Here is a 22,533-nt window from a genome sequence, read left to right as displayed (position 1 = left end):
GCAGGGTCATGCTACAAAAGGGAGGTGTCACCGAGAGTCGTCGACCCCGTCGCCCGTCGCCAAGCCGTCGCCGAGGCGGTGTTCCGCGTGGTCGTGCGCGACGGCGTCGAACAGGCCTCGCTGCGCAACGTCGCCGTGGAGGCCGGGCTGGCCATCGGGTCGATCCGCCACTACTTCGACAGCCACGACGAAATGATCATTTTCGCGGTCGAGGCGCTCATCCACTCCATCGACGAGCGGGTCATGGCCCACGTGCGGTCTCTCCAGGACCTTGACGACCCGCGGCGGCCCGCCGAACGCGTGCTGTCCGAGGTGCTGCCGCTCGACGACCGCCGACGTGACGAAGCGGTGCTGTGGCTGGCCTTCGTGACCGCCTCGCGCACCCGGCCGTCGCTCGTGCCGCACGCCGAGAAGCTCTACGACGGCCTGCGGGCGCTGTGCCACCGCGCGCTGACGGTGATGACCGAGGCCGGGACCATCGCGGCCGGGCACGACGTCACCCTGGAGTCCGAGCGGCTGGCGTCGCTGCTCAACGGACTCACCGTCGACGGCGTGCTGCACCCGGACCGGATGACCCCGGACCTCGCCGTGTCGGTGCTGCGCCGGCACCTCGACTCGCTGCGGTAGCGCTCCGGTCAGGACAGGCGCGGGGCGTCCACCGCCCAGTACCAGTTGTTGCCCGCGTCGAAGAGGCGCCACGAGACGCGCGCCGTGCGGGCGCCCGGCGGCACGGTCACGGTCAGGGAGACCTGCTGGGCGAGACCGTTGGCGTCGTGGGTGCGGACGACCTGCTGCGGGCCGCCGTCGAACGAGACACTGACGGTGCCGCGCTGCGTCCCCTCCTGCAGGTAGTGCGAGAAGTAGTCGAGCCGGGCGCTGGACCGGCCCGTCACGTCGTAGGCCGGCGAGGTCAGCGTCGAGTCGAACTTGCCGCGCGCCGACGGCGAGCCCTTGTCGTCCCACTCGTCGGGGTCGGCGACGGCGAAGACACCCCGTGCGCGCACGTTCGCTTCTCGCGACTGAGAAAGCGCCGCGCGAGTCCAGAAGTCGTCGGTCGTGAACGACCAGCCCTGCCACTCCGCGGTGCCCTGCGGCATCGACGACGCCGTGGTGACCGTCCAGCCCGACGGACCCTCGTGCGTCCAGCCGAGCACCGAGGCGGGCACGCCCGTCTCGTCCTGGCGCGGCTTCAGGGTCGCCGCGTCGAACGGGTCGGCCGGCGCGGCACCGAGCGCGTAGCCGTCGAGTTGCGCCGGGACGTCCAGGTGCCGCAACGCGGACGCCGCCACGTCCACCAGCTTCGGCGCCACCGCCGGCCGTGTGGAGCCGGTGGAGATCACGAACGTCATCCGCTCCTCCGGTGAGTCGCCGCCGTGACCGCCCGCCGCCGTGTGGCCGTGGTCGGTGGTGATCATGATCAGCCAGTCCTCGGACGCGTACGACGCCCGCGACTCGACGGCACGCACCAGGCGGCCGACCTGCGCGTCGTTCGTGCGCATCGCCGCGGCGTACTGCGCGGAGTCGGCGCCGTGGTCGTGGCCCGCGATGTCGATCTGCCCGAGGTAGACGAACGACGCGTCGGCGGCGTCGGACCGCAGGTGCTGCTCGGCGTCGGCGGTGATCTTCTCGTCGGACCCGGTGTAGCCCGCCGTGTCACCGTCGAGGACGTACTTGCGGTCCTGGCCGGAGCGCAGGATCCGGTCGCTGATCGGCTTCCAGTCCACCGCCGCGTACGTCGACAGGGCCGGCTTCGCGGTGTTCGCGCGCTCCAGCCAGCTCGGGTACGACGTCAGCGCGTTGCCGCTGAACGAGTTGTCCTTGACCTTGTGCTTGTCCGGCCAGACCCCCGTGAGGACCGTGGACCAGCCGGGGCCGCTGGAGGTCTGTGCCATGCCCGAGCCGTACAACGCGCTGCGGGCGCCGTAACCGCGGTTCAGCAGCGCCTTGGTGTTCGGGGTGTCGGCGGAGAGGAGCTTGTCGTAGCGGGCGCCGTCGAGCCCGATCACGAGCACCTTCGGCGTCTTCGCCGGTGCCGCGACCGCGGCCGGGGTCACCAGCAGGAGGGGCAGCAGGATCGCGAGAGCAGCTCTTGTCATGACAGGCAGAGTCAACGCCTGCAAAAGTCTTCGGCAATGGCCCGCGCTTTTAGTTCATCTGCGCTTCGACAGTTGTCAGTACAAGTTCACTGCCTGGCCGTCACCTCCACGTCGCGCGCGGTCAGCTCGGCGGCGCACTCGGTGCACTCGACCTTCGCGCGCACACCGCCTCCGCAGTCGCGGTGGTGCAGGTGGAACGACTCCTCCTCGTCCGGAGCCATCCACTTCTCGCCCCACGTGCGCAATGCCATCAGCACGGGGTAGAGGTCGCGCCCTTTCTCCGTGAGGCGGTACTCGTGCCGTGTGCGGCCATCTTCGTGATAGGGCACGCGCTTGAGCACGTTCTCCTGCAGTAGCACGTTCAGCCGGTCGGTCAGGACGCTGCGCGAGATGTCCATCGTCGCCTGGAAGTCCTCGAACCGGCGGGTGCCCAGGAAGATCTGGCGGAGCAGCAGCAGCGTCCAGCGCTCGCCCAGCAGCGCTGCGGGGCGGCTCAGCGTGCAGGGCATGCTCGCGAAACTCGAGTACGGCATGAGTCCAGGATATCCCTTGCGTTCGATTTTCGAACTCAGCTACAGTTCGGATTCCGAACCCAGAGGGGTAGATCCTCATGCGCGTCACCGAGCTCAACCGCGACACCGCGCCGGAAGCTGTCGACGCGGTGTTCGAAGGACTGTCCGCGCGAAGCCGCTACCTGCGCTTCCACTCGCCGACGCCGCGGCTGACCGCGTCCGCGCGGAGGGTGCTGACCGACGTCGACGGCGAGCGGCACGCGGCCGTGTGCGCACGGGTCGGCGGCGAGCCGATCGGCATCGCCAGGGTGATCAGGACCGGCGAGTGCGGCGCCGAGATCGCGGTCGCCGTCGTCGACCTGTGGCAGCGGCGCGGGGTGGGCCGCCTGCTGCTGGAGGAGCTGACGTCGATCGCCGCCCGGATGGGCGTCGCCGAGCTGCACGGCAACGTCCTGCCCGACAACCGCGCGATGCTCGCGCTGGTGCGGAAGGTGCTGCCCGGGGTGAAGCTCACGAGGGACGCCGACACGATCGAACTGAGCTATCCGCTGGCGTGGGTCACCGCGGAGATCAGCGACGCGGACCTTATAGAAAGCTTGCAGGGAATTTAGAGGGTCCGTCCTGACCATGGCCGCGTGACGACCGCACGGGCCGCCGGCCGCCATATTCGTCGCTCCGAGATCATGGAGCGCGCGTGCACCTGGTTGCGCGACTCGGTGCCCTACAGCCAGACGCGGTTCCACCAGAACGAGCACGGCATCTACCGCGCGGACTGCTCGGGCTTCGTGTCGATGGCGTGGGGACTGCCGGGTCGGCCGGAGCACCGGCACGGTGGCTTGGACACCCCTGGCCTCGCCGTGGTGAGCGGTCTGGTCGCCGCACACGACCTGCGGGCGGGCGACGTGGTGATCCGCGCGGACGGCACCAACCTGACCCGCCACGTGGTGATCTTCGCTGCCTGGGCCGAGGAGCCGGGACGGTACTGGGCGTACGAACAGGCCGGTGGGTTCCGCACGCGGTTGCGCGTCATCACCTACCCCTACGAGACGGGAGCGGAGCTGTACGTACCGCGCCGCTACCTGAGCGTGCTCGACGAGCCGTGACGATCGTCCACAGGGGTCGGATTCCCGGTCCGCGCGTTCACGGTTGACGGGTGGCAAGACAGGACGTTCGACCGGACCAAAACTTCACATCGCCTTGCTACGGTGACCGGCATGAGATCGCTGGGGTTGTTGGCGGTCGCCGCGGCGGCCATCACGTTCGGCTCGACGCTGGCCATGCCGGACGTCGCGGTCGCCGCTGCCGAGGGTGGGGTGGTCTGCGGGACGTACGAGGCCAACTCCAAGATCACGCGCAGCGAGGTCCTGGCGCGCTCCCGCACGTGGATCAGCGCTCGCGTGCCCTACAGCCAGGCCGACTGCTTCGGCAACAAGTACGGCGCCTACCGCACCGACTGCTCCGGCTTCGTCTCGATGGCCTGGGGCCTGCGCATCTCCTACACCACCCACATCCTCGAGCAGGTCGCGCACCGCATCGACTGGGAGGACCTCCGTCCCGGTGACGCGCTGAACGACCGCGAGAACCACGTCGCGCTGTTCATCGGCTGGGCGGACGCGGCCAAGACGCGGCCCATCGTGCGTGAGCAGGCCGGTCCCGACGGCAGCCGGCCCGTGCAGCGGGTGTGGAGTGCCGCGACGGCCCGCAAGTACGTGCCGCTGCGCTACAACAACATCCTCGAGGCCGGCAGCGCGGGCGGCACCGCCAGCGAGACGCCGGTGACGGACAAGCTCGTCGTCGCCTCAGGCCCGCAGATCTCGAACACCGGCCAGCAGCAGCTCGAGATCTTCGCGCGCGCGGCCGACGGCACGATCGTCACGAACTTCCACAAGACGAGCCGTTGGGCGGGCTGGCAGCAGCTCGGTCCCGAGATCTTCGCCGGCGACCCGGTCGCGCTGATGAACCCGCAGACGAAGATCGTCGAGGTGTTCGCGCGCGGCACGGACGACCGGATCTACCGCCTCGTCGACGGCAAGTGGGTCGCGCTCGGCGACACCGCCGTCGCGGGCGACCCGACGCTGCTGTGGAACGACAAGACCAAGGCCGTCGAGGTCCTCGCCCGCGGCGCGGACGGCCTGCTGCTGCGCCACACCGACAAGTGGGCGCCGGTCGGCGACCGCAAGATCGAGGGCAACCCGGCCGTCGCCGACAACGACGTGTACGCGCGGTCCGCCGACGGCAAGCTCGTGAAGTGGGACGGCAGCACCTGGGCCGGCCAGGGCGACAAGAAGATCGTCAGCGACCCGGCCGTCGCCGTCGACCAGGTCTTCGTGCGCACCGAGTCCGGCAGCGTCGAGCAGTACGCGGCGGGCGTCTGGAAGTCGCTCGGCGGCAAGGGCACCGGCGCGCCGTCCGCGGTCTACAACTCGACGACCGGGTCCATCGACGTCGTGCAGCTCGGGGAGAACGGCATCGCCGAGCACTCCCGCGCCACCGACAACGGCTGGACCCCGTGGGCCAAGCTCGGCACCACCAAGGTCTCCGAGGCGCCGACCGCGATGTACCACGCGCAGACGAAGACCGTCGAGGTCTTCGCCCGCACCGAGGACGGCAAGCAGATCCGCCGCTTCTACAAGGAGAAGGGCGGCTGGAGTCAGTGGGCCGTGCTCAGCGGTAAGAACATCAGCTGACCCGAACGCGGAAAGGGGCGGTGACTCACGCGAGTCACCGCCCCTTTCGCATGCGGATCAGCACTCGACGAGCAGGCTCCTGATCGCCGCCTCGCCCTTGGCGTCGTCGTTCGCGACGAGCGCGGACTTGATCTCCTTCGCCGCGTCACGGCACTTCTGCGCGCTCGCCACGTCGGACTCGGCCTTCTTCTGCGCGGCCACCGCCCGGTCGGTGTCCTCCTTGCTGTCCCTGGCCTTCTTGGACAGGTCCGCGATCTCGCGGTCCTTGCCCTCGACCTGCGTGGACAACTCGGCGGAACGGCCCTTCTCCTGGAAGAAGAGGACGCCGAACGCAGCGCCCGCGCCGAAGAGCAGCACGACGAACAGCGACAGCACGACGAGGCCGGTCTTCTTCGGCTTCGGCGGTGCGGGTGCCGGTGCCGGTGCGACGGGCTGCTGGACCGGCGCGAACGCCGGAGGCGTGTACACCTCGAACTCCGGTCCGGCGGGCTGCGGCTGCACGGCGGTGTCCGCAGACTGCTGCGGATCGAACACAGGACTGGTCATGATTTCCCCCCAGGAAGTCCTTCTGGGCTAATCATCGCCACGCCGTCAATCACGTTACGTGAGCTGGGCCACGGCCTTGATGACCAGCGCGAAGAACCGCTCCACGTCGAGCCCGACGGCCACCCGCGCGTTCGGCTCGCGACCGAGCCGCCCGTGCAGGTCGACGACCGTCGCGCCGCGGGTGAACGTGCCCGCCGTCTCGATCCCCACGAACGCGTCCACACAGGTCACGAGCGTCGGGTCGATCACCCGCGCCACCGCCACCGGGTCGTGCAGCGGGGGCGCCGCGAACCCGAACACCTCGCGGTAGGTCGCCGCGAAGAACGTCATCAGGTCACCGCACGTCCGGCCGAGCGGCCCCAGCGCGTTCAACTGAGCAACGATCTCCGGCGTCACCAACGCCTGGTGCGTCACGTTCAACCCGATCATCGTGATCGGCACGCCGCTGCCGAACACGATCGCCGCCGCCTCGGGGTCGACGTAGATGTTGAACTCCGCGTACGGCGTGGTGTTGCCGCGCTCGGTCGACCCGCCCATGAGGACGATCTCGCGCACCGCCGCGGGTCCGTACCGCCGCAGGTACAACGCCACGTTCGTCAACGCGCCGGTCGCCACCAGGGTCGCCGGCATGTGGGCGTGCATGACGTCGATCGCGTGCTCCTCGACCGCGTCGACCGTCAGCGCTCCGAACGCGGGACCGTCCATTCCGGACTCTCCGTGGATGTCCTCGGCCACGTGCAGCGGGCGTACAAGAGGTTGTGCGGCTCCGCGCGCGATCGGAACCGAGATCCCGGCGGCCGAGCAGATCCGCCGCGCGTTCTCGGTGACCTTGTCGAGCGTCTGGTTCGCGGCGACGGTGGTGATCGCCCGCAGGTCGATCTCGGGGGAGCCCGCCGCGAGCAGGATCGCGATGGCGTCGTCGTGGCCGGGGTCGCAGTCGAGCACCACAGGAGTCGGCATGTCCCCATCCTGCCGCTCGCGTAGGGTGAGGCGGGCGAAAACGTTTTCAGGGAGGCTGGAGATGGCGCGCAGGCGGTACGCGGTGGTCGGCACGGGATCGCGGGCGGAGCGGCACGTCCACGCCATCGCCGTCGAGCACGCGGACACCTGCGAACTCGTCGCCTTCGCCGACGTGAACCGCACGAGGATGAACGTCCACAACGAACGGCTCGCCGAACAGGGGATCGCGCCCGTTCCGGTGTACGACGCCGCGGACTTCCTGAAGATGCTCGACGAACAACGGGTCGACGTCGTCGTGGTGACCACCGTCGACCGCTTCCACGACACGTACATCGTGGAGGCGTTGGACGCGGGTCGTGACGTCGTGACGGAGAAGCCGATGACGACGGACGTGCCGTCGGCGCGCAAGATCCTGGACGCGGTGCACCGCAACGACGGCACCGTCACCGTCACGTTCAACTACCGCTACAACCCGATCCACGAGAAGGTGCGCGCGCTGCTCGCCGACGGCGCCGTGGGGGAGATCGGGTCCGTGCACTTCGAGTGGTTGCTCGACACCCGTCATGGCGCCGACTACTTCCGCCGCTGGCACCGCGACAAGGCGAACTCCGGCGGCCTCATGGTGCACAAGGCGACCCATCACTTCGACCTGCTCAACTGGTGGGTCGGCTCGGTGCCGGAAACCGTGTACGCGCACGGCCGGTTGTTCTTCTACGGAGCCGAAAACGGCGCACGGCACGGCTACACGCACGACGACAGGTTCGACATCGAGCTGGAGCAGAACGACTGGCTGAAGAAGCTCTATGTCGACGCACGGCACGAAGATGGCTATCGGCGCGACCAGAACCCGTTCGAACCAGGCGTGTCCATTGAGGACGACATGTCCGTGCTCGTGCGCTACGCCAGCGGCGCGAACCTGACGTACCACCTCACGGCCTACTCGCCGTGGGAGGGCTACCGCCTGATGGTCAACGGCAGCAAGGGTCGCCTCGAACTCGAGGTCGTGGAGAACTCCGGGGTGTCCGGGCAGAACCCCTCGGTGCACGGCGCCGAGGCGAACCCCGAGCAGGGCTGGGCGACGCTGTCCGTCCACCGGCTGTTCGAGCAGCGCGAGGACATCCCGCTGTCCTACGACCGGGACGGGCACGGCGGGGCCGACCGGAGGATGGTCGACGCGCTGTACGGGCCGCCGGGGCAGGAGGACCCGTTGGGACGCAAGGCGACGCACCACGACGGCGCGCTGTCGCTGCTGACCGGGTTCGCCGCCAACCGCAGCTTCGAGACCGGCGAACCGGTCCGCGTCGTGGACGTCCTCGACCTCCGCTGAGGACTCCTTATCGCTCCCCGGCCGTCCGGCGCCATTGCCCGTTCGGGTGGCCGCGTTGACCGTCGGCGCCCGAATGCTGTCGCAAACGAGTCTTGGTTGGCGCGGCGCATTGATATTCGCGCCGCGTCGGCTGATGCTGGTGAGCGCGGTGGAGTCCGCCCGAGAAGGGTGAGAGCGATGCGTGTTGCGCTGGTCGGCGCTCGTGGGCACGGGGCGCGGCACGTGGACAACCTGGTCCGGCTCGGTCACGACGGGCTCGCCACGTTCGTCGGCGTCGTCGACGTGGCGGAGGTCGACGCGCCGGTGCCGTCCTACCCCGACCTGCCGTCGCTCGCCGCCGAGCTGCACCCCGAGGTCGTCGTGGTCTCCACGCCGCCGGGGACGCACCGCGAGATCGTGCTGGCGGCGTTCGAGCTGGGCTGCGACGTGCTGGTCGAGAAGCCGGCGGTGCTGTCGATCGCCGACTTCGACGAGATCTCCCTGGCGGCGGCGGACCGCGGGCTGGTGTGCCAGGTCGGGTTCCAGACGCAGGGGACGGGCTCGTACCGCCGCCTCTGCTCGTTGATCGGCTCCGGCGCGTTGGGAGACATCACCGGTATCGGCGCTGCGGGGCGTTGGGTGCGCACGGACTCCTACTACGACCGCTCCGAGTGGGCCGGCCGGCAGGGCGAGGACGGCACGCTGGTGAACCCGTTCGCGCACGCGCTGCAGAACGCCTTGCTGCTCGCCGACGTCGAGGAACGAGCCGACATCGCTGTCGAGTTGGAGCTCTACCGGTGCCGTGACGCGATCACTGCGGACGACACGGCCTGTGTGCGTGTCACGGCCGATGACGCTCCTCCGGTCGTGGTCGCCACCACACTCTGTGCGACGACATCGTTGCCACCTGTCGTCCTGGTGCACGGGACGCTGGGTCAGGCCGTGTGGTGGTACGACGACGACAGACTGACGGTCAACGACCACCGCATGGCCGTCGCGCCGTCGATCAACCTCCTGGAGAACCTCATCCGCCACCGGCAGACCGGCGAGCCCCTCGTCTCCCCGCTGGCCGCCGCGAGGGCGTTCACCTCGATCGCCGAGCAGTGCGGCAAGGCCGACGTGCCGCTGCTGCCCGCCCGCCGCGTCGGCGACCGGGTCGTGCTCGACGGCATCGACGAGGTCGTCGTGCGGGCCGCGGAGAAGATCGCGACCTTCGAGGAACTCGGCTGCGGATTCGGGCGGTAGTCTGCCGCGCAGTTCGCCGCGTTCGGGGAGAGTTGCGTTGGACACCTACATCGACCTGAAGGACGTCCGGGTCACCGGCTACGTCAGCATGGGCCTGATCGCGCTCGTCGCGGTGGAGTCGATCTGGGGCACGATCAACGACTGGCAGGGCGGCTCGTCGTCGTGGAGCTTCCTCGCCATCATGATGATCATCCCCGCGGCCGTGGCGTTCGTGCTGTGGTTCCGCGGCGTCACGCACAACGCCGAGGCCATCGCCCTGCACGGCGTGCGCACGGTGCCGCAGGTGTGGAAGGCGAGCGACCCGGCGCAGCGCGAGCTGCCGTTCGACCAGCGCGTCGCGAGCCCGTTGATCAGGCCCTGGCAGTACGGGTTCCTCGCGATGGTGGCGTGCGACGTGCTGGAGTCGCTGCTGCTCGACACCCCGGCCTACGTGGTGTTCTCGACTCTGTCCACTGTGTGCGCCATCGGCGCCGCCGGGCTCGCCTGCTTCGTCGTCTTCCGGATCTCGACCATGCAGCAGCGGTTCGCGGTACCTCAGCGCAAGCGCGGCTGAACTGGGGTATACTTCGGCATTGGTTGCAGTTTTGTGTTCGTGTCTTTCACGCTCGCCAAACTTCAGTTGCGAGCGCTTCTCCTTCTTCGCGGTTGGGGCAGGCTCATGACCAACCACGGAGCGGCCGCACAGTGCGGCGCGTTCTTCAGTACGCAAGGAGAAGCAGTACATGGCTAACGGCACCGTCAAGTGGTTCAACGCCGAAAAGGGCTTCGGCTTCATCGCCCCCGAGGACGGCGGCGCTGACGTCTTCGTCCACTACTCGGCCCTCAACGGCTCCGGCTACCGCAGCCTGGAGGAGAACCAGAAGGTCTCGTTCGACATCACGCAGGGCCAGAAGGGCCCGCAGGCGACGAACGTCACCGCTCTCTGACGTTGTTCCACCCGAGAGGCCCCCGGAGTCCGCTCCGGGGGCCTCTCGGCTTTTCTGTTGTGATCATTGGGTTGTGGCTAGCCTGACCTGATGCCGTTGCTCGGACCAGCCGACCCGCTGCCGCACGTGCCCCGGCGCATCCTCGTCGCAGGCAACGCCGGATCCGGCAAGTCGACGCTCTGCCGCCGCATCGCCCACCAGCACGACCTGCGCCGGATCGAGCTGGACAGCCTCTACTGGGGTCCACAGTGGACGCCTCGGCCGGAGTTCCTCGCCGAGGTCGCCGCCTTCGCGCGCGAGGACCACTGGGTCACCGAGTACCAGTACAAGGTCGCGCGCCCCGCGTTGATCGCCAGGGCGGACACGGTGGTCTGGCTCGACCACCGGTTCCCGGTCGTGATGGGGCGGCTCTTCGGTCGCACGATCAGACGTCGCGCGGCGGGGGTGGAGTTGTGGAACGGTAACCGGGAACCGTCGCTGTGGTCGGCGTTCACCGACTCCGAGCACATCCTGCGATGGGGCTGGAAGAGCTACCGGCGCAACCGGGCCAGGGTGCTCGCCCTGGTCGACGACGTCGTGGTCGTGCGGTTGCGCGGGCAGGCACAGGTCGAGCGGTGGCTCGCGGGGCCGCTCGCCTCGGTCGGGGAGGAGCGTGCTCGGTAAGAACGGCACTGGTGCTCGGTGGGACGGGAATGCTGGCCGGCTGCGCGAACCACCTCGTGGCACGGGGGTGGCGGGTCGTGCTGCCGTCGCGCACGCAGCCGCTGATGGCCGACGACGGCCCGGGGCGTGCGGCGCGGGCGTCCCTCTCGCGCGGGCACCGGCCGACGTGGGTCAAGGCCGACTGGGCGGACCCCGCCGCGCTGGCGTCCGAGGTCGAGTACGAGCTCGACGGGCACCCGGTGAACCTGCTGGTCGCGTGGGTGCACACCAGTTACCGCGTGAGCGTGCTCACCGCTGTGCGGCATCTTCTGGCCGAGGGCGCGCCGGTGGTGGAGGTGCACACTTGTGCGCCGGTGCCGGACCCTGTGCTTCCTCATCCGACGCAGCAGGTGTTGCTCGCCCACTTCGCACACGACGCCATGGAGCGCACGCGCCGTGCGGTGTCGGAGGCCGTCGAACGGGCGTTGGAGGGGCGGGCGCCCTCGCTGCACCACGAGGACGCCCGCTGACGCGTCAGATCTTCTCGATCTTGGCCCGGCCGATCTCCGCCTGGACCTTGATGCCCGCTGCCACGTCCATCAGCTGCTTGACGACCACGTCCTCGTTGCGGATGTCCGCGATCTTCGCCTTGGTCTTCACGACGAACGTGAACTCCGCGACCTCCGCCGCCTCGATCTCGGCGATCTTCTGGAAGTCCTTGCTGAGGTCCAGCAGCACCTCCGCGCCGTCGACGACCGCGACCTGGTAGTCCGCCGGCGTCTCGGAGGTGAAGCCCTTCTTGAACTCGCCGGTGACCTTGATGCCCTCGGGTGTCTCCTCGAAGTCCATGACCCCGGCGACCGGTGTGAAGACCGCTTCCTGGAAGTCGGCCGTGGCCTTCGCCGGTTCGGGCTCGGCCAGCGCGGGGGAGGCCGTGAGGGCGAGCGTCGCGAGCAGGGCGGTGGCGATGTTCAGCAGTTTCGGCATGTCTTCGTTCGTACCTGCGGGCATTTGGCCCCGCTCGGTCAAACGCGTCGCTCGATCGGGCGGTGGGCAGGTACGCTCCGCGCCGAACATCGGGGGACGGGCTTTCACCTGGGGGTATGTGATGAACGAGGGTTTCCGGCCGGTGCACGGGGTCGGCCTGGCAGCGGTCGTGCTCGTCGGGATCTCGGCTGTGCTCGACGTGCTCGTGGCCGCGCTCGCCTGGCTCACCGTCGACGCCGACCAGTTCACGCCGCTCGGTGCCGCCGTGTCGTTGATGCTCTCGTGGTGCCTCCTCGTGGCGTTCGTCGTCACGGCGGCCACGTTCATCGTGTGGCTGTACCAGGCACGCGTCAACGCTGACCGGATCACGTCGCCGCACCAGCACCGCTACTCGAGGGCGTGGCTGGTCGGCGGCTGGTTCGTGCCGATCATGAACCTCTTCGTCCCGCACGCGGTCGTGCAGGACGTGTGGCGCGCCTCGGACCCGGCCAACCGGCTGGTCCCGCTGCCGGAGCGGCCCCAGAGCGGCCTGATCACCGGCTGGTGGATCTGCTTCCTGCTGTCCAACGTGACGGTGATCCTGCCCGCGTCGCGCTCGTACGAGCTCACCGTATACACGACGATCTCCGCGGCGCTGTCCGTCGCGGCCGCCGTGCTCGCCGCCCTGGTGATCCGCCAGGTCAACGACCTGCAGGTCAACGCGCGGAACGCATCCCCCGCACCAGCAGCATGACCGACTCGCGCACCTCCGCCCGTGAGCGCTCCGGCTGGAACACCTGCCAGTCCAGGGCGATCACGAGCAACGTGCCGAACAACGCCGCCGACGCCGTGCCGACCTCGACTCCCTCGGGGAGCCGGCCGGCGTCGGACAGGCGTTTCATCTGACCGCGCACGATCGACACGATGTCGTCGCGCAGCAACGAGAGAGTGCCGTGCCATTGGCCCGGTGTGCGCCACAGCTCCGACACGAGCAGCTGACCGAACGCCGGGTACTCGGCCCAGAAGCCGAGCATCTCGTCGACCAGCGCCTCCAGCGAGTCCTCGGACCCCTCCGCGGACCGCAGCCGGCCCGCGAGGATCTCCACCCCGTGGTGCAGCAGCGCTTCGACCAGGGCGTCCTTCGAGGCGAAGTTGTAGTAGATCGTGCCCTTGGCGACGCCCGCCTCCGCGGCGATCTCGTCGACCGTGACCGAGGCCGCGCCCCGTTCGCCGACCAGCTTCAACGCCGCGTCGAAGAGCTTCTGCTTGGTCGCCGTCGTCCGCGCGCTCACAGCACGAGCTCCGGCTTCAGCTTGGACACCGTCCACACGCGCTGCTTGTAGGCCGCCACGGACGACAAGGCTAGGGCTCCGACCAGCCAGGCGAGAAGGATCAGCGCGTCCTTTCCGACGCTGCCGAGGTCGCCGCCGTACATGAGGTGGCGCAGACCGTCGACCGCGTAGCCCATCGGCAGGCCGTAGTGCAGCGGGTACAGCGGCACCGGGATGGTCTGCCACGGGAACGTGCCGCCCGCGCTGACCAGCTGGAGGATCAGCAGGATCAGGCCGAGGAACTTGCCGACGGCGCCGAACGCGGCGTTCAGCGCGTGCAGGATCGCGACGAACGTGAGCGACATCAGCGCGAGGAAGCCGAACGTGCCTAGGGGGTTCGACGGCTCGATGTCGACCACGAACCGTACGACGGTGAACATCACGAGCACCTGCACGATGCCGAGCAACGCGCCCGGCAACCAGCCGCCCAACGCGACCCTGAGCGCCGACTGCCCCGCGGCGAGCGCACGGCGTGAGAGCGGACGCAGAAGAAGGAAGAGCACGAACGCGCCGATCCACGTCGCCAGGCCCAGGAAGAACGGGGCCAGACCCGCGCCGTACGTGGCGGCCTTGGTCTGGGACAGGCCGCGCACCGCCACCGGGTCACCGATGGCCTGGGCGATCGCGGCACGGGTCGGGTCGTCGGCGTTCGGGATCTTGTCGATGCCGCCGGACAGGCCGGTGCTCAGGTCGCTCGCACCCGTGGCGAGCTTGGTGGCACCGTCCTTGAGCTGCGGCGTTCCGGTGGCCGCCTGCCGCAGGCCGTCGCGCAGGGCAGCGGCGCCGTCGTCGAGCTTGGCGATGCCGGCGACCAGCGGCGGCATCTTCGCCGACAGCTGCTCGGCGCCGTCGGCCACCTGGTCCGCGCCGGTCGCGAGCTTGCGCAGGTCGCCCGCCGCGCCCTGGACCTTGGTGTTCGCGTCGTCGACGGGCTTGCGGACCTGGCTGATCGAGGTCATCACCTTCTGCACCTGCTCCTCGGTGAACCCGAGGGTGCGCAAACGGTTGGCGAGGTCGCCGTTGGCCTGGTCGAGCACGCCGATGAGGTCCTGGGCCCTCTTCGCGTACACCTCGGCCTCGGTGGCGGCGGTCTCGTTGCCGGTCGCGACCTGGCGTGCGCCGTCGGCGATCTTCTTCGCGCCCTCCGGCAACACCGCCGTCTGCGTCCTCAGGTCGTGCAGACCGGTGCTCAGCTGGGTCGCGCCGGTGTCGAGCTTCTGGACGCCGGCGTCCAGCTCGGTGATCTTGTCGCGCAGCTGGGCGTTGCCGTCCGCGAGCTGCTTGGCGCCGTCGGCGGCCTTGGTCGTCTCCTGGCGGATGGTGGAGAAGCCCAGCAGGAACTTGTCGGCGGCCTCGGTGGAGACCTTCGCCGTGATGGCCCTGCGGACCTCGCTCACGACCTGGTTCGCGATCGTGGAGCCGAGGTAGTTGTTGGCGTCGTTGGTGGTCAGCGTCAGCACGCCCTGGCGCGGCTTGTTCTGCTCCGCGGACGTGAGGGCCTCGGAGAAGTCCTCCGGCAGCGTGAGGGCGAAGATGTACTTGCCCTTGCGCACGCCCTCGTCGGCGTCGTCGACCACCTGCCAGTTGAACTTCTTGCCGTTGAGCAGCTCGTCGGCGACGTCCTTGCCCGCGTTGAGGTCCTGCGCGCCCTTGTCCTTCACGACGAGCGCGGCGGGCACGTTGTTCAGGTTCGCGTACGGGTCCTTGTTGGCGTAGAGGTACAGCGACGCGTACAGCAGAGGCACGAGAGCCAGAGCCAGGACGGCGAGCTTGGGGAGCTTGCCGGAGGTGATCCGGCGCAGCTCGTTGAAGGCCATGCGAAGGGCGCTCATGCGGTGATCTCCATCTTGGTGTCGTTGTCCTCACCAAGGCGCGCGTGCGGGATGTCGAGGATCTGTGCGGAGGAGTTCGAGCACAGGACGACGACGGACCGTTCGGGGGTCACGAAGTCGTGGGCCAGTGCGAGCCACTCGCGCGGGTTCGGGTGGTAGCGGTCCGGGCAGTCGAGGACGAGCGCCGTGACGCCGGGGCGGGCGGCGGCCAGCTCGAGCATCACCGCGCACCGCGTCTGCGCCGGCACGTGCTCGAAGCGCTTGTCCGCGTGCTCATCGGCGGCGTGCTCCACCAACCAGTCGTGCACCGCCTTCTTGCCGGAGGGCATGCGGTTCATCGCGAGCTCCTCACCGACGACGGCGCTGAGCGTCAGTGCCTCCTCCGGCTCGTTCACCTCGGGGGCGTCGACCAGGACGACGTGCTTGCGCAGCGTCTTCGCGTCCGGGGACACGGAGCCCGTCGAGGGCTTCATGCGGCCCGAGAGCAGGAGGGCGAGGGCCGTGTGACCGGTGCCGGGGTCACCCGCGACCAGGGTGAGCTCGCCGGGCTCCACGGTCAGCGAAGTCGGCCGGAGCAGGGGACCATGGCCCCCGTTGACGCCTGCGCGACTCGCCTTGATCTCCACGGCCTTTACCTTCCTTTTAAACTGACCGGTCAGTACAAATTCTCCCGCAGTCGTCGGCCGCTGGCAACTCGGACATAGGTCACCTAAGGGCGGACGCGGGGCGTACTTCCCAGACGGTCCACAGCGGCCGGTAGCCCTGCCGGGGCCAGAAGACGCTGCTCAGCGGGTTCGGCGGGTTGTAGTAGAGGTACGTGCCGACCGTGCCCGCCCGGTGGAGCTCCTGGTGGACGTGGGCGAGGAGCTGCCGGCCGACACCGGAGCCGCGGGCGCCCGGCAGCACCGAGACGCAGTTCACGTAACCCCAACGGCCGCGCGGGAGCCGGGTGGCGGCCATCGTGCCGGGTTCGGAGGAGACGATCGCGCACTCGGCGAGCCCCACCGCGATGCCGTCGCGTTCGGCGAGCCAGATCGGGCTGGCGTTGCGGAGACGCTCCGTGAGAGCGCGGCGCTTCACCACAGCCGCGTTCGGGCGCACGATCGTGGAGCCGACGTAGGAGGAGTACTCGAGCTCGGCGAGCGAAAGCTCCAGCACGGTCTCCAGGTCGTGAGGGGTCGCACGGCGCATAGTGAGCGTGCGCGACACAGGGGGAGTTGGCGTGCGCAGGCGCACTGCGAGTACCGACAGCGGCACGAGTCCGTGGTCGAGAAACGCCCGTGCGGCTTTCGTGTCCCGGCTCGGCCAGTGCACGACGCACGCCGTGTCCTCGTGCATCTCCTGCGTGTCGAGGTGATGGCGGAAGCGCGTCAGCAACGCGTCCATGCCCTGCGAGCCGCCGACGAGCGGGAGCATCTCCCACACCTCGGCGGCCGACCACAGCCGCGTGGTCGTGTGCGGCTCGAAGGTCTGGTGGCTGACGACCCCGGCCACCCGCGAGCCGTCCGCCAGGGCCGCCGTGAGGACGTGGCCGTCCGCGGGCGGCTCGGTGGCGGGCGGGAGCAACGGGTCCAGTGACGCGAAACGCGCTGACTGGGCCGCCACCAGTCCGCGTGCCGAGGTCATGGCCGTTGAGGTTACGACGTGAGGCGCGTCCGGAAGATCGCGGTGCCGGGGAAGAGCTTGCCGCGCAGCGGGCTCCACTGGCCCCAGTTGCGGGTGTGCCCCTTCGGCCACTCCGGCTCCACCAGCTCCTCGAGCACGAAGCCGGTGTTCGTCAGCGCCCTGACGTAGTCGCCGAGCGTGCGGTGGTGCTCGACGTAGGTCGCCCGGCCCTCCTCGTCGACCTCGACGTAGGGGGTGCGGTCGAAGTACGACTGCGTGACCGTGAGGCCGAGCGGGCCGGGGTCGTCCGGGAAGATCCACCTCATCGGGTGATTCACCGCGAACACCCAGGGCGCGCCGGGCCGGAGCACGCGGGCGAGCTCGCCGAAGACCTCCTGGACGTCCGCGACGAACGGCACGGCGCCGAACGCGCTGCACGCGGCGTCGAAGGAGTCGTCCCGGAACGGCAGCTGGTCGGCGCTGGCCTGCACGAGCGGCACGTCGATGCCGGTCTCGGCGTTGTGCGCGCGGGCGTGGCGGAGCATGCCGGCGGAGATGTCGAACGCGGTGACGTCGGCCTTGCGGTCCTTGAGCCAGCGCGCGCACGGGGCACTGCCGCAGCCGACCTCCAGGACGCGCTGACCAGCGACTTCACCGAGGAAACCCGCCTCCTCCTCGCACAGGCCCTCCGGACACCAGACGAAGTCCGCCGCGCCGAGGAACGCGCCGTGCGTCTCGTGGTAGTCGTCGGCGTCCGCGTCCCACCAGATCCGGTTCGCCACCCGCGACTCCGCGGCGTCCGCGCCGCGCTTGACGATCCCGGCGGTGCCGAGCGCTTGTTCCGCGCTCGCGTGCTGGTCGGACACACTGCTCCTTCACATGGGGGCTGGTTTGCTTGCGCGTCTCGCGGCCGCGTACGATATCGCGTGCGTAGTGGGTTAGTGCTGCCCATGATCCAGAACCGCCGGATTCCAGGTCGCTGCGACGCTGCGCGCGCACCACTACCAAGCCATCGATGCCAATCCGTACCGGAGCCACCTACCTAATGTCCACCGACACCACCACCGCCCCCGTTGCCGCTGCTCCCAAGCAGGTCGCGATCAACGACATCGGGACGGAGGAGGACTTCCTCGCAGCTATCGACAAGACGATCAAGTACTTCAACGACGGCGACATCGTTGAGGGCACCATCGTCAAGGTCGACCGGGACGAGGTCCTGCTCGACATCGGCTACAAGACCGAGGGCGTCATCCCCTCGCGTGAACTGTCGATCAAGCACGACGTCGACCCCAACGAGGTCGTCAAGGTCGGTGACGAGGTCGAGGCGCTTGTTCTCCAGAAGGAGGACAAGGAAGGCCGTCTGATCCTCTCCAAGAAGCGCGCCCAGTACGAGCGCGCGTGGGGCACCATCGAGGCCCTCAAGGAGAAGGACGAGCCCGTCAAGGGCACGGTCATCGAGGTCGTCAAGGGTGGTCTCATCCTCGACATCGGCCTCCGCGGCTTCCTCCCCGCCTCGCTCGTCGAGATGCGTCGCGTCCGCGACCTCCAGCCGTACGTCGGCCGCGAGCTCGAGGCGAAGATCATCGAGCTGGACAAGAACCGCAACAACGTGGTCCTGTCCCGCCGCGCGTGGCTCGAGCAGACCCAGTCCGAGGTCCGCAGCGAGTTCCTCAACCAGCTGCAGAAGGGCCAGGTCCGCAAGGGCGTCGTGTCCTCGATCGTCAACTTCGGTGCCTTCGTGGACCTGGGTGGCGTCGACGGTCTCGTCCACGTCTCGGAGCTGTCCTGGAAGCACATCGACCACCCGTCCGAGGTTGTCGAGGTCGGCCAGGAAGTCACCGTCGAGGTCCTCGACGTCGACATGGAGCGCGAGCGCGTCTCCCTGTCGCTGAAGGCCACGCAGGAAGACCCGTGGCGCCAGTTCGCCCGCACCCACGCGATCGGTCAGATCGTGCCGGGCAAGGTCACGAAGCTGGTTCCGTTCGGTGCGTTCGTCCGCGTGGACGAGGGCATCGAGGGCCTGGTCCACATCTCCGAGCTGGCCGAGCGCCACGTCGAGATCCCGGAGCAGGTCGTGCAGGTCGGCGACGACGTCATGGTCAAGGTCATCGACATCGACCTGGACCGCCGCCGCATCTCGCTGTCGCTCAAGCAGGCCAACGAGGGCTTCACGGTCGACTCCGAGTTCGACCCGACCCAGTACGGCATGGCCGCCGAGTACGACGACCAGGGCAACTACATCTACCCCGAAGGCTTCGACCCGGAGTCGCAGGAGTGGGGCGAGGGCTTCGACAAGCAGCGTGAGGAGTGGGAGCGCCAGTACGCCGAGGCGCACACTCGTTACGAGGCCCACATGAAGCAGATCCGCAAGGCCGCCGAGGCCGAGGAAGAGGCTTCGGCCGAGGGTGCGGGCAACTACACCTCGGGCGGCGACGCCTCCGGCACCACCTCGGTCGGCGCCCCGGCGCAGTCCGGTGGCACGCTGGCCTCCGACGAGCAGCTCGCGGCGCTCCGCGAGAAGCTGTCGGGCGGCATGTGAGTCGCTAGCTAGACCTTCGAAGGCCCCGCACTCCGCTGGAGTGCGGGGCCTTCGTCGTTCGCTACCTCGGCGTGGCGGTCCGGCCCTCGCACCGCCTCACGCCGCCGGCGCCGCGCCTTCTGCCGCACGCTGCCTTGCCACCACCTCGGGGCTCCTTCGCCGCCGCCCTCGGTCCGTCACCCGTGCCACTCCGCCGCCTCCGCCCCGCCGCCTCTCGGTCCAACCGCTCTCGCCTCGCTGCCCTCTTGCCCCGCCGCCCCTCGCGCCAGTCGCCTCCGCCCCCCACCGCGCTAGCCGCCCTCTCACTCCGCCCCCACCGCGCCCGCCGCCCCACCCGTTGGCCGCAGCCCACGACACGCCACCCACCACCCGTTCACTCTGTGGTGGAGGCCCAACCTCGTTGTGTAGGTTGACAAACCTATGCGTGGGAACAAGTTCGTCGTGGCACTCGGCGCGGGTGTGCTGGCCTTCGGCACCGCCTGCTCGACCGCCGTGCCGCAGACTCAGGCGCCGCCGCCCCAGATCCCGAAGATCACGCCGCCCACGATCGTCTCGAAGACGCCGGTGATGGTGGACCGGGCGTTGCCGGACGACTGCGAGCTGGTGGTGCCGGTCGACGTCATGAACGCGACGCTCGGCCAGGAAATGCCCGGCGAACCCCGGATCATCATCGGCATCAAGGAACCGGGGATCGGCCGCACCGGGAAGATCGATTGCTACTACGGCATTCCCGAGAAGAAGGGCCTGCCCGACGCCAAGATCGTGATCGGGCTGTCGACCTACACCGACGACCTGACGGCGCGGACGAGGGTCACGGAGAGCGTCGAGGCCGAGCGGGCCGAGGGCGCGAAGATCACCGAGGTCGACGTCGGCAAGCAGAAGGGCACGCTGGTCGAGGGCAAGGACGAGCAGCTGCTCATCGGGTCGCTGGGGAAGTCGACGTTCGTGGTGCGCAACCGGAACAACTTCATCCCCAAGGAGAAGCTGGTCGCGGTCCTGCCGGTGCTGGCCCAGCAGTCCATGACCCCGCCGCTGTAGCGGTGTCCACAGCGGACTTCACGCCGTGACGCTAGCGGCCCCGCTAACCTGACCCGCATGCTCAGGGTGGGGTTGACCGGGGGAATCGGGTCCGGCAAGTCGACGATCGCGCGGCTGCTGGCGGACAACGGCGCCGTGGTGATCGACGCGGACAAGCTGGCGCGCGAGGTGCTCGAGCCGGGCACGGACGGGCTCGCCGAGGTCGTCAAGGCGTTCGGCGAGGACGTGCTGCACGAGGACGGCACGCTGAACCGGGCGGCGCTCGCGGCCAAGGCGTTCGCGACCGAGGAGGCCCGGCAGACGCTCAACGGGATCACGCACCCGCGGATCGGCGCGCTCACCGGGCAGCGGATGGCCGAGGCGGCCGAGGACGCGATCGTCGTGCACGACATCCCGTTGCTCGTGGAACGGGACATGGCGGCCGTGTACCACCTGGTGATCGTCGTGCACGCGGACCCCGCGACGCGGCTGGAGCGCCTCGTCACGAGCCGGGGGATGGACCGGCGCGACGCCGAGAACCGGATCGCCGCGCAGGCCACCGACGAACAGCGCCGGGCCGTCGCGGACGTGTGGCTCGACAACAGCGGTGAGGTCCCGGACGTCACGGCGTTGTGGGACCGGTTGGTGGGCTTCGAGAAGAACGTGCGCACGCGGTCGTACGCGTCGAGCTCGCCGATCGTCGTGCCCTACGACGAGCGGTGGCCCGCGCAGGCCCGCAGGCTCGCGCGGCGGATCAGTCTGGCGGCGGGCGGCCGGCACGTGGAGCACATCGGGTCGACGGCGGTGCCGGGGCTCGCGGCGAAGGACGTGCTCGACTTCCAGCTCGCCGTCGAGGACATGGAGGCGGCGGACGACCTGCGAGAGGCGTTGGCGCAGGCCGGTTTCCCGTACGTCGGGCCGTACGAGGACACCCCGCACGGCGAGGGGGTCTGGGACAAGCGGCTGCACGCCGGCGCGGACCCGGGACGGCGTGTGAACCTGCACCTGCGCGTCGAGGGAGCGGCCAACTGGCGGTGGGCCGCCGACTTCCGCGACTGGCTGCGGCACGACGTGGCCGCGCGCGAGGAGTACGCGAACCTCAAGCTGGAGCTGTCCCAGCGGTTCGTGGGAGACGCCGGCGCCTTCGCCTACGGAGAAGCGAAGGAACCGTGGATGGAGGCGGCCGTCGAACGCGTCGAGGCCTACAGGGGCGGCCAGGCGTCGTAGATGCCCTGCCACGTCAGCCACGACGTCAGGTTGTGGTTGACGTTGCTGAGCTCTTCGAGGGTGCGGTGGACCGTGCGCAGCGCCTGGTCGGCGTCGCCCGGCCGCAGCACCCTCCCCGCTACCGCGGCGGCGAAGTCCTCGCTGCGCACGATGCGGGCCACCGTGCCGCCGGGGACGGCGAGTCCCAGCAGCAGGTCGGTGGTCTGCCAGTGGCGGTGGTCGCGCTCGACCCGCACCGCGGACAGCACGCTCGGGGTGCTGCGCGCGTGCCGGGAACGCGGGCGGTAGGTGGTCAGCCGCAGGCCCAGTTCGGGCATCAGCCAGGTGACCTCGGAGTCCGAGAACGGGTCTTCCGGCGTGGGATGTTCGATTCGCAGACCCCACCGTTCGACGTCGCACGAACTGAGCGTTCGCGAGCCACCCGACGAATACGAGCGCACGCCCGAAAAGGTGTCGACGACATCGACCAACTGAGGTGTAGTGATCGCTCCCACGCCGCCGAGCGTAGTCAAATATGTGCTCCCAGTTACACGCCGGGTCGATTTGTTACGTCACGGTCAGGTGACGAACACGCTCTGTGTATCAGCGCCAGGACGTAGGACAACCCGAATAGGTGAGCCACCGGACCACATCGTGACCGTGCGCTGAAATGCCGGACACCGCCGAGTAGGTGGTTTCCAGCGCCCATTGCGCGCGTTCCGGCGAGATCAGGTCGTGCTGAACTGCGGAGATCAACTCGTCCGTGTCCAGCACGATCACGCTGTGGCCCGTTCGGACGATCAGGTCGAGGTACAGATCGGTTGTTTTCCAGACGCTGCCGATCGCGTTGATCTCCACGACGTCGACGTAGAAGTCGAAGTCGAGCTGGTGTCCGGGGTGCCACGACTGCCGCGTCACGCGGAGGTTCAGCTTGGGCAGGAACCAGCTCTCGAAATGACTGATCTTGGGGTGGCCCGCGAGGGGCCGGAACATGTAGAGGCCGGTCGGGGTGAGCCGGAACTCGTCGACGCTCCTCAGCTGCCCCTTGGGGTCGGTGTTGCTCTTGGCGTCCAGGTCGAAGTACTCGATCTTCGGCGGATGGATGTGTGCCACGTCC

Annotated in this window: 26 protein-coding genes; 14 read left to right on the top strand and 12 right to left on the bottom strand. The window is 69.2% G+C overall.

The annotated features are described in order from the left end of the window. Positions 1-24 precede the first annotated feature (24 nt). On the top strand, positions 25-627 hold the full coding sequence (locus ABZX02_RS32175) for a TetR family transcriptional regulator C-terminal domain-containing protein (RefSeq protein WP_355303798.1): 603 nt from the start codon (positions 25-27) through the stop codon (positions 625-627). An 8-nt stretch (positions 628-635) separates the two neighbouring features. Here ABZX02_RS32175 and ABZX02_RS32170 read toward each other — a convergent pair whose 3' ends face one another. Next, a complete protein-coding gene (locus tag ABZX02_RS32170) occupies positions 636-2,096 on the bottom strand; it encodes an alkaline phosphatase family protein (protein ID WP_355303796.1) in 1,461 nt (486 codons plus the stop codon). An 86-nt stretch (positions 2,097-2,182) separates the two neighbouring features. Beyond that, positions 2,183-2,629 carry a helix-turn-helix domain-containing protein gene (locus ABZX02_RS32165; protein WP_355303794.1) on the bottom strand — a complete coding sequence of 149 codons (447 nt, stop codon included), beginning with the start codon at positions 2,627-2,629 and terminating at the stop codon, positions 2,183-2,185. A gap of 77 nt (positions 2,630-2,706) precedes the next feature. Here ABZX02_RS32165 and ABZX02_RS32160 point away from each other — a divergent pair, with 77 nt between their 5' ends. The 3 genes from ABZX02_RS32160 to ABZX02_RS32150 all read left to right on the top strand — a co-directional run bounded on the left by ABZX02_RS32160 (position 2,707) and on the right by ABZX02_RS32150 (position 5,295). Beyond that, complete coding sequence (locus ABZX02_RS32160; protein WP_355303792.1) at positions 2,707-3,219, top strand: GNAT family N-acetyltransferase; 513 nt, start codon at positions 2,707-2,709, stop codon at positions 3,217-3,219. Positions 3,220-3,243: 24 nt separating this feature from the next. Further along, positions 3,244-3,711, top strand: coding sequence for a hypothetical protein (locus ABZX02_RS32155; RefSeq protein WP_355303790.1), 468 nt, complete (start codon positions 3,244-3,246; stop codon positions 3,709-3,711). Between the two features lie 111 nt (positions 3,712-3,822). Next, on the top strand, positions 3,823-5,295 hold the full coding sequence (locus tag ABZX02_RS32150; protein WP_355303788.1) for a hypothetical protein: 1,473 nt from the start codon (positions 3,823-3,825) through the stop codon (positions 5,293-5,295). Positions 5,296-5,352: 57 nt separating this feature from the next. Here the strand turns inward: ABZX02_RS32150 and ABZX02_RS32145 are convergent, their stop codons facing one another. Together ABZX02_RS32145 and ABZX02_RS32140 are read right to left on the bottom strand one after the other, a co-directional pair. Then, positions 5,353-5,841, bottom strand: coding sequence for a hypothetical protein (locus ABZX02_RS32145; RefSeq protein WP_355303787.1), 489 nt, complete (start codon positions 5,839-5,841; stop codon positions 5,353-5,355). A gap of 54 nt (positions 5,842-5,895) precedes the next feature. Then, the gene (locus ABZX02_RS32140) at positions 5,896-6,801 is read right to left on the bottom strand and encodes a nucleoside hydrolase (protein WP_355303786.1); all 906 of its coding nucleotides are present in this window, start codon (positions 6,799-6,801) and stop codon (positions 5,896-5,898) included. 61 nt (positions 6,802-6,862) lie between these two features. Here ABZX02_RS32140 and ABZX02_RS32135 point away from each other — a divergent pair, with 61 nt between their 5' ends. The 6 genes from ABZX02_RS32135 to ABZX02_RS32110 all read left to right on the top strand — a co-directional run bounded on the left by ABZX02_RS32135 (position 6,863) and on the right by ABZX02_RS32110 (position 11,450). Continuing rightward, entirely contained in the window at positions 6,863-8,128 is a 1,266-nt protein-coding gene (locus ABZX02_RS32135) for a Gfo/Idh/MocA family oxidoreductase (protein ID WP_355303784.1), read from the top strand. Between the two features lie 177 nt (positions 8,129-8,305). Beyond that, positions 8,306-9,352, top strand: coding sequence for a Gfo/Idh/MocA family oxidoreductase (locus ABZX02_RS32130; protein WP_355303783.1), 1,047 nt, complete (start codon positions 8,306-8,308; stop codon positions 9,350-9,352). Between the two features lie 37 nt (positions 9,353-9,389). Next, positions 9,390-9,905: a hypothetical protein gene (locus ABZX02_RS32125; protein WP_355303781.1), complete on the top strand. Its 516-nt coding sequence runs from the start codon at positions 9,390-9,392 to the stop codon at positions 9,903-9,905. A gap of 169 nt (positions 9,906-10,074) precedes the next feature. Next, positions 10,075-10,278, top strand: a complete 204-nt coding sequence (locus ABZX02_RS32120) for a cold-shock protein (RefSeq protein WP_355303779.1) — start codon at positions 10,075-10,077, stop codon at positions 10,276-10,278. A 90-nt stretch (positions 10,279-10,368) separates the two neighbouring features. Beyond that, positions 10,369-10,941 (top strand): AAA family ATPase, encoded by a 573-nt coding sequence (locus ABZX02_RS32115; RefSeq protein ID WP_355303777.1) that lies wholly within the window; start codon positions 10,369-10,371, stop codon positions 10,939-10,941. A gap of 11 nt (positions 10,942-10,952) precedes the next feature. After that, on the top strand, positions 10,953-11,450 hold the full coding sequence (locus ABZX02_RS32110) for a hypothetical protein (RefSeq protein WP_355303775.1): 498 nt from the start codon (positions 10,953-10,955) through the stop codon (positions 11,448-11,450). A 4-nt stretch (positions 11,451-11,454) separates the two neighbouring features. On the opposite strand, the gene ABZX02_RS32105 is transcribed toward ABZX02_RS32110, so the two are convergent. Beyond that, positions 11,455-11,907, bottom strand: a complete 453-nt coding sequence (locus tag ABZX02_RS32105; RefSeq protein ID WP_355303773.1) for a hypothetical protein — start codon at positions 11,905-11,907, stop codon at positions 11,455-11,457. A gap of 121 nt (positions 11,908-12,028) precedes the next feature. On the opposite strand from ABZX02_RS32105, the gene ABZX02_RS32100 reads away from it, so the two are divergent. Next, a complete protein-coding gene (locus ABZX02_RS32100; RefSeq protein WP_355303772.1) occupies positions 12,029-12,640 on the top strand; it encodes a DUF4328 domain-containing protein in 612 nt (203 codons plus the stop codon). On the opposite strand, the gene ABZX02_RS32095 is transcribed toward ABZX02_RS32100, so the two are convergent. The 5 genes from ABZX02_RS32095 to ABZX02_RS32075 form a co-directional block, all read right to left on the bottom strand. Then, positions 12,603-13,178 carry a TetR/AcrR family transcriptional regulator gene (locus tag ABZX02_RS32095; RefSeq protein WP_191302665.1) on the bottom strand — a complete coding sequence of 192 codons (576 nt, stop codon included), beginning with the start codon at positions 13,176-13,178 and terminating at the stop codon, positions 12,603-12,605. The two genes, ABZX02_RS32100 and ABZX02_RS32095, sit on opposite strands and share 38 nt — an antisense overlap. Further along, positions 13,175-15,049: a YhgE/Pip domain-containing protein gene (locus ABZX02_RS32090; protein WP_355303770.1), complete on the bottom strand. Its 1,875-nt coding sequence runs from the start codon at positions 15,047-15,049 to the stop codon at positions 13,175-13,177. Before ABZX02_RS32090 ends, ABZX02_RS32095 begins: the two co-directional genes overlap by 4 nt. Next, complete coding sequence (locus ABZX02_RS32085) at positions 15,046-15,675, bottom strand: ABC transporter ATP-binding protein (RefSeq protein WP_355303768.1); 630 nt, start codon at positions 15,673-15,675, stop codon at positions 15,046-15,048. The genes ABZX02_RS32090 and ABZX02_RS32085 overlap by 4 nt, the downstream gene beginning before the upstream one ends. Positions 15,676-15,754: 79 nt before the next feature. Beyond that, the gene (locus ABZX02_RS32080) at positions 15,755-16,675 is read right to left on the bottom strand and encodes a GNAT family N-acetyltransferase (protein ID WP_355303766.1); all 921 of its coding nucleotides are present in this window, start codon (positions 16,673-16,675) and stop codon (positions 15,755-15,757) included. An 11-nt stretch (positions 16,676-16,686) separates the two neighbouring features. Beyond that, positions 16,687-17,520, bottom strand: a complete 834-nt coding sequence (locus ABZX02_RS32075; RefSeq protein ID WP_355303764.1) for a class I SAM-dependent methyltransferase — start codon at positions 17,518-17,520, stop codon at positions 16,687-16,689. Positions 17,521-17,699: 179 nt separating this feature from the next. Between ABZX02_RS32075 and rpsA the strand changes: the two genes are divergently transcribed. The 3 genes from rpsA to coaE all read left to right on the top strand — a co-directional run bounded on the left by rpsA (position 17,700) and on the right by coaE (position 21,437). Further along, positions 17,700-19,193 carry a 30S ribosomal protein S1 gene (gene rpsA / locus ABZX02_RS32070; RefSeq protein ID WP_355303762.1) on the top strand — a complete coding sequence of 498 codons (1,494 nt, stop codon included), beginning with the start codon at positions 17,700-17,702 and terminating at the stop codon, positions 19,191-19,193. Positions 19,194-19,613: 420 nt separating this feature from the next. Next, positions 19,614-20,231 carry a hypothetical protein gene (locus tag ABZX02_RS32065; protein WP_355303760.1) on the top strand — a complete coding sequence of 206 codons (618 nt, stop codon included), beginning with the start codon at positions 19,614-19,616 and terminating at the stop codon, positions 20,229-20,231. A 57-nt stretch (positions 20,232-20,288) separates the two neighbouring features. Continuing rightward, entirely contained in the window at positions 20,289-21,437 is a 1,149-nt protein-coding gene (coaE, locus tag ABZX02_RS32060; protein WP_355303758.1) for a dephospho-CoA kinase, read from the top strand. Here coaE and ABZX02_RS32055 read toward each other — a convergent pair. Next, positions 21,413-21,877, bottom strand: a complete 465-nt coding sequence (locus ABZX02_RS32055; protein ID WP_355303756.1) for a hypothetical protein — start codon at positions 21,875-21,877, stop codon at positions 21,413-21,415. The two genes, coaE and ABZX02_RS32055, sit on opposite strands and share 25 nt — an antisense overlap. A 142-nt stretch (positions 21,878-22,019) precedes the next feature. Beyond that, positions 22,020-22,529, bottom strand: a complete 510-nt coding sequence (locus ABZX02_RS32050) for a DUF402 domain-containing protein (protein WP_355303754.1) — start codon at positions 22,527-22,529, stop codon at positions 22,020-22,022. Between the last annotated feature and the right edge of the window lie 4 nt (positions 22,530-22,533).

This window comes from Lentzea sp. NPDC003310, from assembly GCF_040610935.1.
In the GTDB taxonomy this organism is placed as follows: domain Bacteria; phylum Actinomycetota; class Actinomycetes; order Mycobacteriales; family Pseudonocardiaceae; genus Lentzea.
Note: the sequence above shows the minus strand (reverse complement) of the source record. Positions and strands in the feature narration are given on the sequence as shown.

Coding starts and splice junctions, on each gene's coding strand:
- ABZX02_RS32170 (WP_355303796.1), bottom strand. CDS start 2,096: ATGACAAGAGCTGCTCTCGCGATCCTGCTGCCCCTCCTGCTGGTGACC.
- ABZX02_RS32165 (WP_355303794.1), bottom strand. CDS start 2,629: ATGCCGTACTCGAGTTTCGCGAGCATGCCCTGCACGCTGAGCCGCCCC.
- ABZX02_RS32160 (WP_355303792.1), top strand. CDS start 2,707: ATGCGCGTCACCGAGCTCAACCGCGACACCGCGCCGGAAGCTGTCGAC.
- ABZX02_RS32150 (WP_355303788.1), top strand. CDS start 3,823: ATGAGATCGCTGGGGTTGTTGGCGGTCGCCGCGGCGGCCATCACGTTC.
- ABZX02_RS32145 (WP_355303787.1), bottom strand. CDS start 5,841: ATGACCAGTCCTGTGTTCGATCCGCAGCAGTCTGCGGACACCGCCGTG.
- ABZX02_RS32140 (WP_355303786.1), bottom strand. CDS start 6,801: ATGCCGACTCCTGTGGTGCTCGACTGCGACCCCGGCCACGACGACGCC.
- ABZX02_RS32135 (WP_355303784.1), top strand. CDS start 6,863: ATGGCGCGCAGGCGGTACGCGGTGGTCGGCACGGGATCGCGGGCGGAG.
- ABZX02_RS32130 (WP_355303783.1), top strand. CDS start 8,306: ATGCGTGTTGCGCTGGTCGGCGCTCGTGGGCACGGGGCGCGGCACGTG.
- ABZX02_RS32120 (WP_355303779.1), top strand. CDS start 10,075: ATGGCTAACGGCACCGTCAAGTGGTTCAACGCCGAAAAGGGCTTCGGC.
- ABZX02_RS32115 (WP_355303777.1), top strand. CDS start 10,369: ATGCCGTTGCTCGGACCAGCCGACCCGCTGCCGCACGTGCCCCGGCGC.
- ABZX02_RS32105 (WP_355303773.1), bottom strand. CDS start 11,907: ATGCCGAAACTGCTGAACATCGCCACCGCCCTGCTCGCGACGCTCGCC.
- ABZX02_RS32100 (WP_355303772.1), top strand. CDS start 12,029: ATGAACGAGGGTTTCCGGCCGGTGCACGGGGTCGGCCTGGCAGCGGTC.
- ABZX02_RS32090 (WP_355303770.1), bottom strand. CDS start 15,049: ATGAGCGCCCTTCGCATGGCCTTCAACGAGCTGCGCCGGATCACCTCC.
- ABZX02_RS32080 (WP_355303766.1), bottom strand. CDS start 16,675: ATGACCTCGGCACGCGGACTGGTGGCGGCCCAGTCAGCGCGTTTCGCG.
- rpsA (WP_355303762.1), top strand. CDS start 17,700: ATGTCCACCGACACCACCACCGCCCCCGTTGCCGCTGCTCCCAAGCAG.
- ABZX02_RS32065 (WP_355303760.1), top strand. CDS start 19,614: ATGCGTGGGAACAAGTTCGTCGTGGCACTCGGCGCGGGTGTGCTGGCC.
- coaE (WP_355303758.1), top strand. CDS start 20,289: ATGCTCAGGGTGGGGTTGACCGGGGGAATCGGGTCCGGCAAGTCGACG.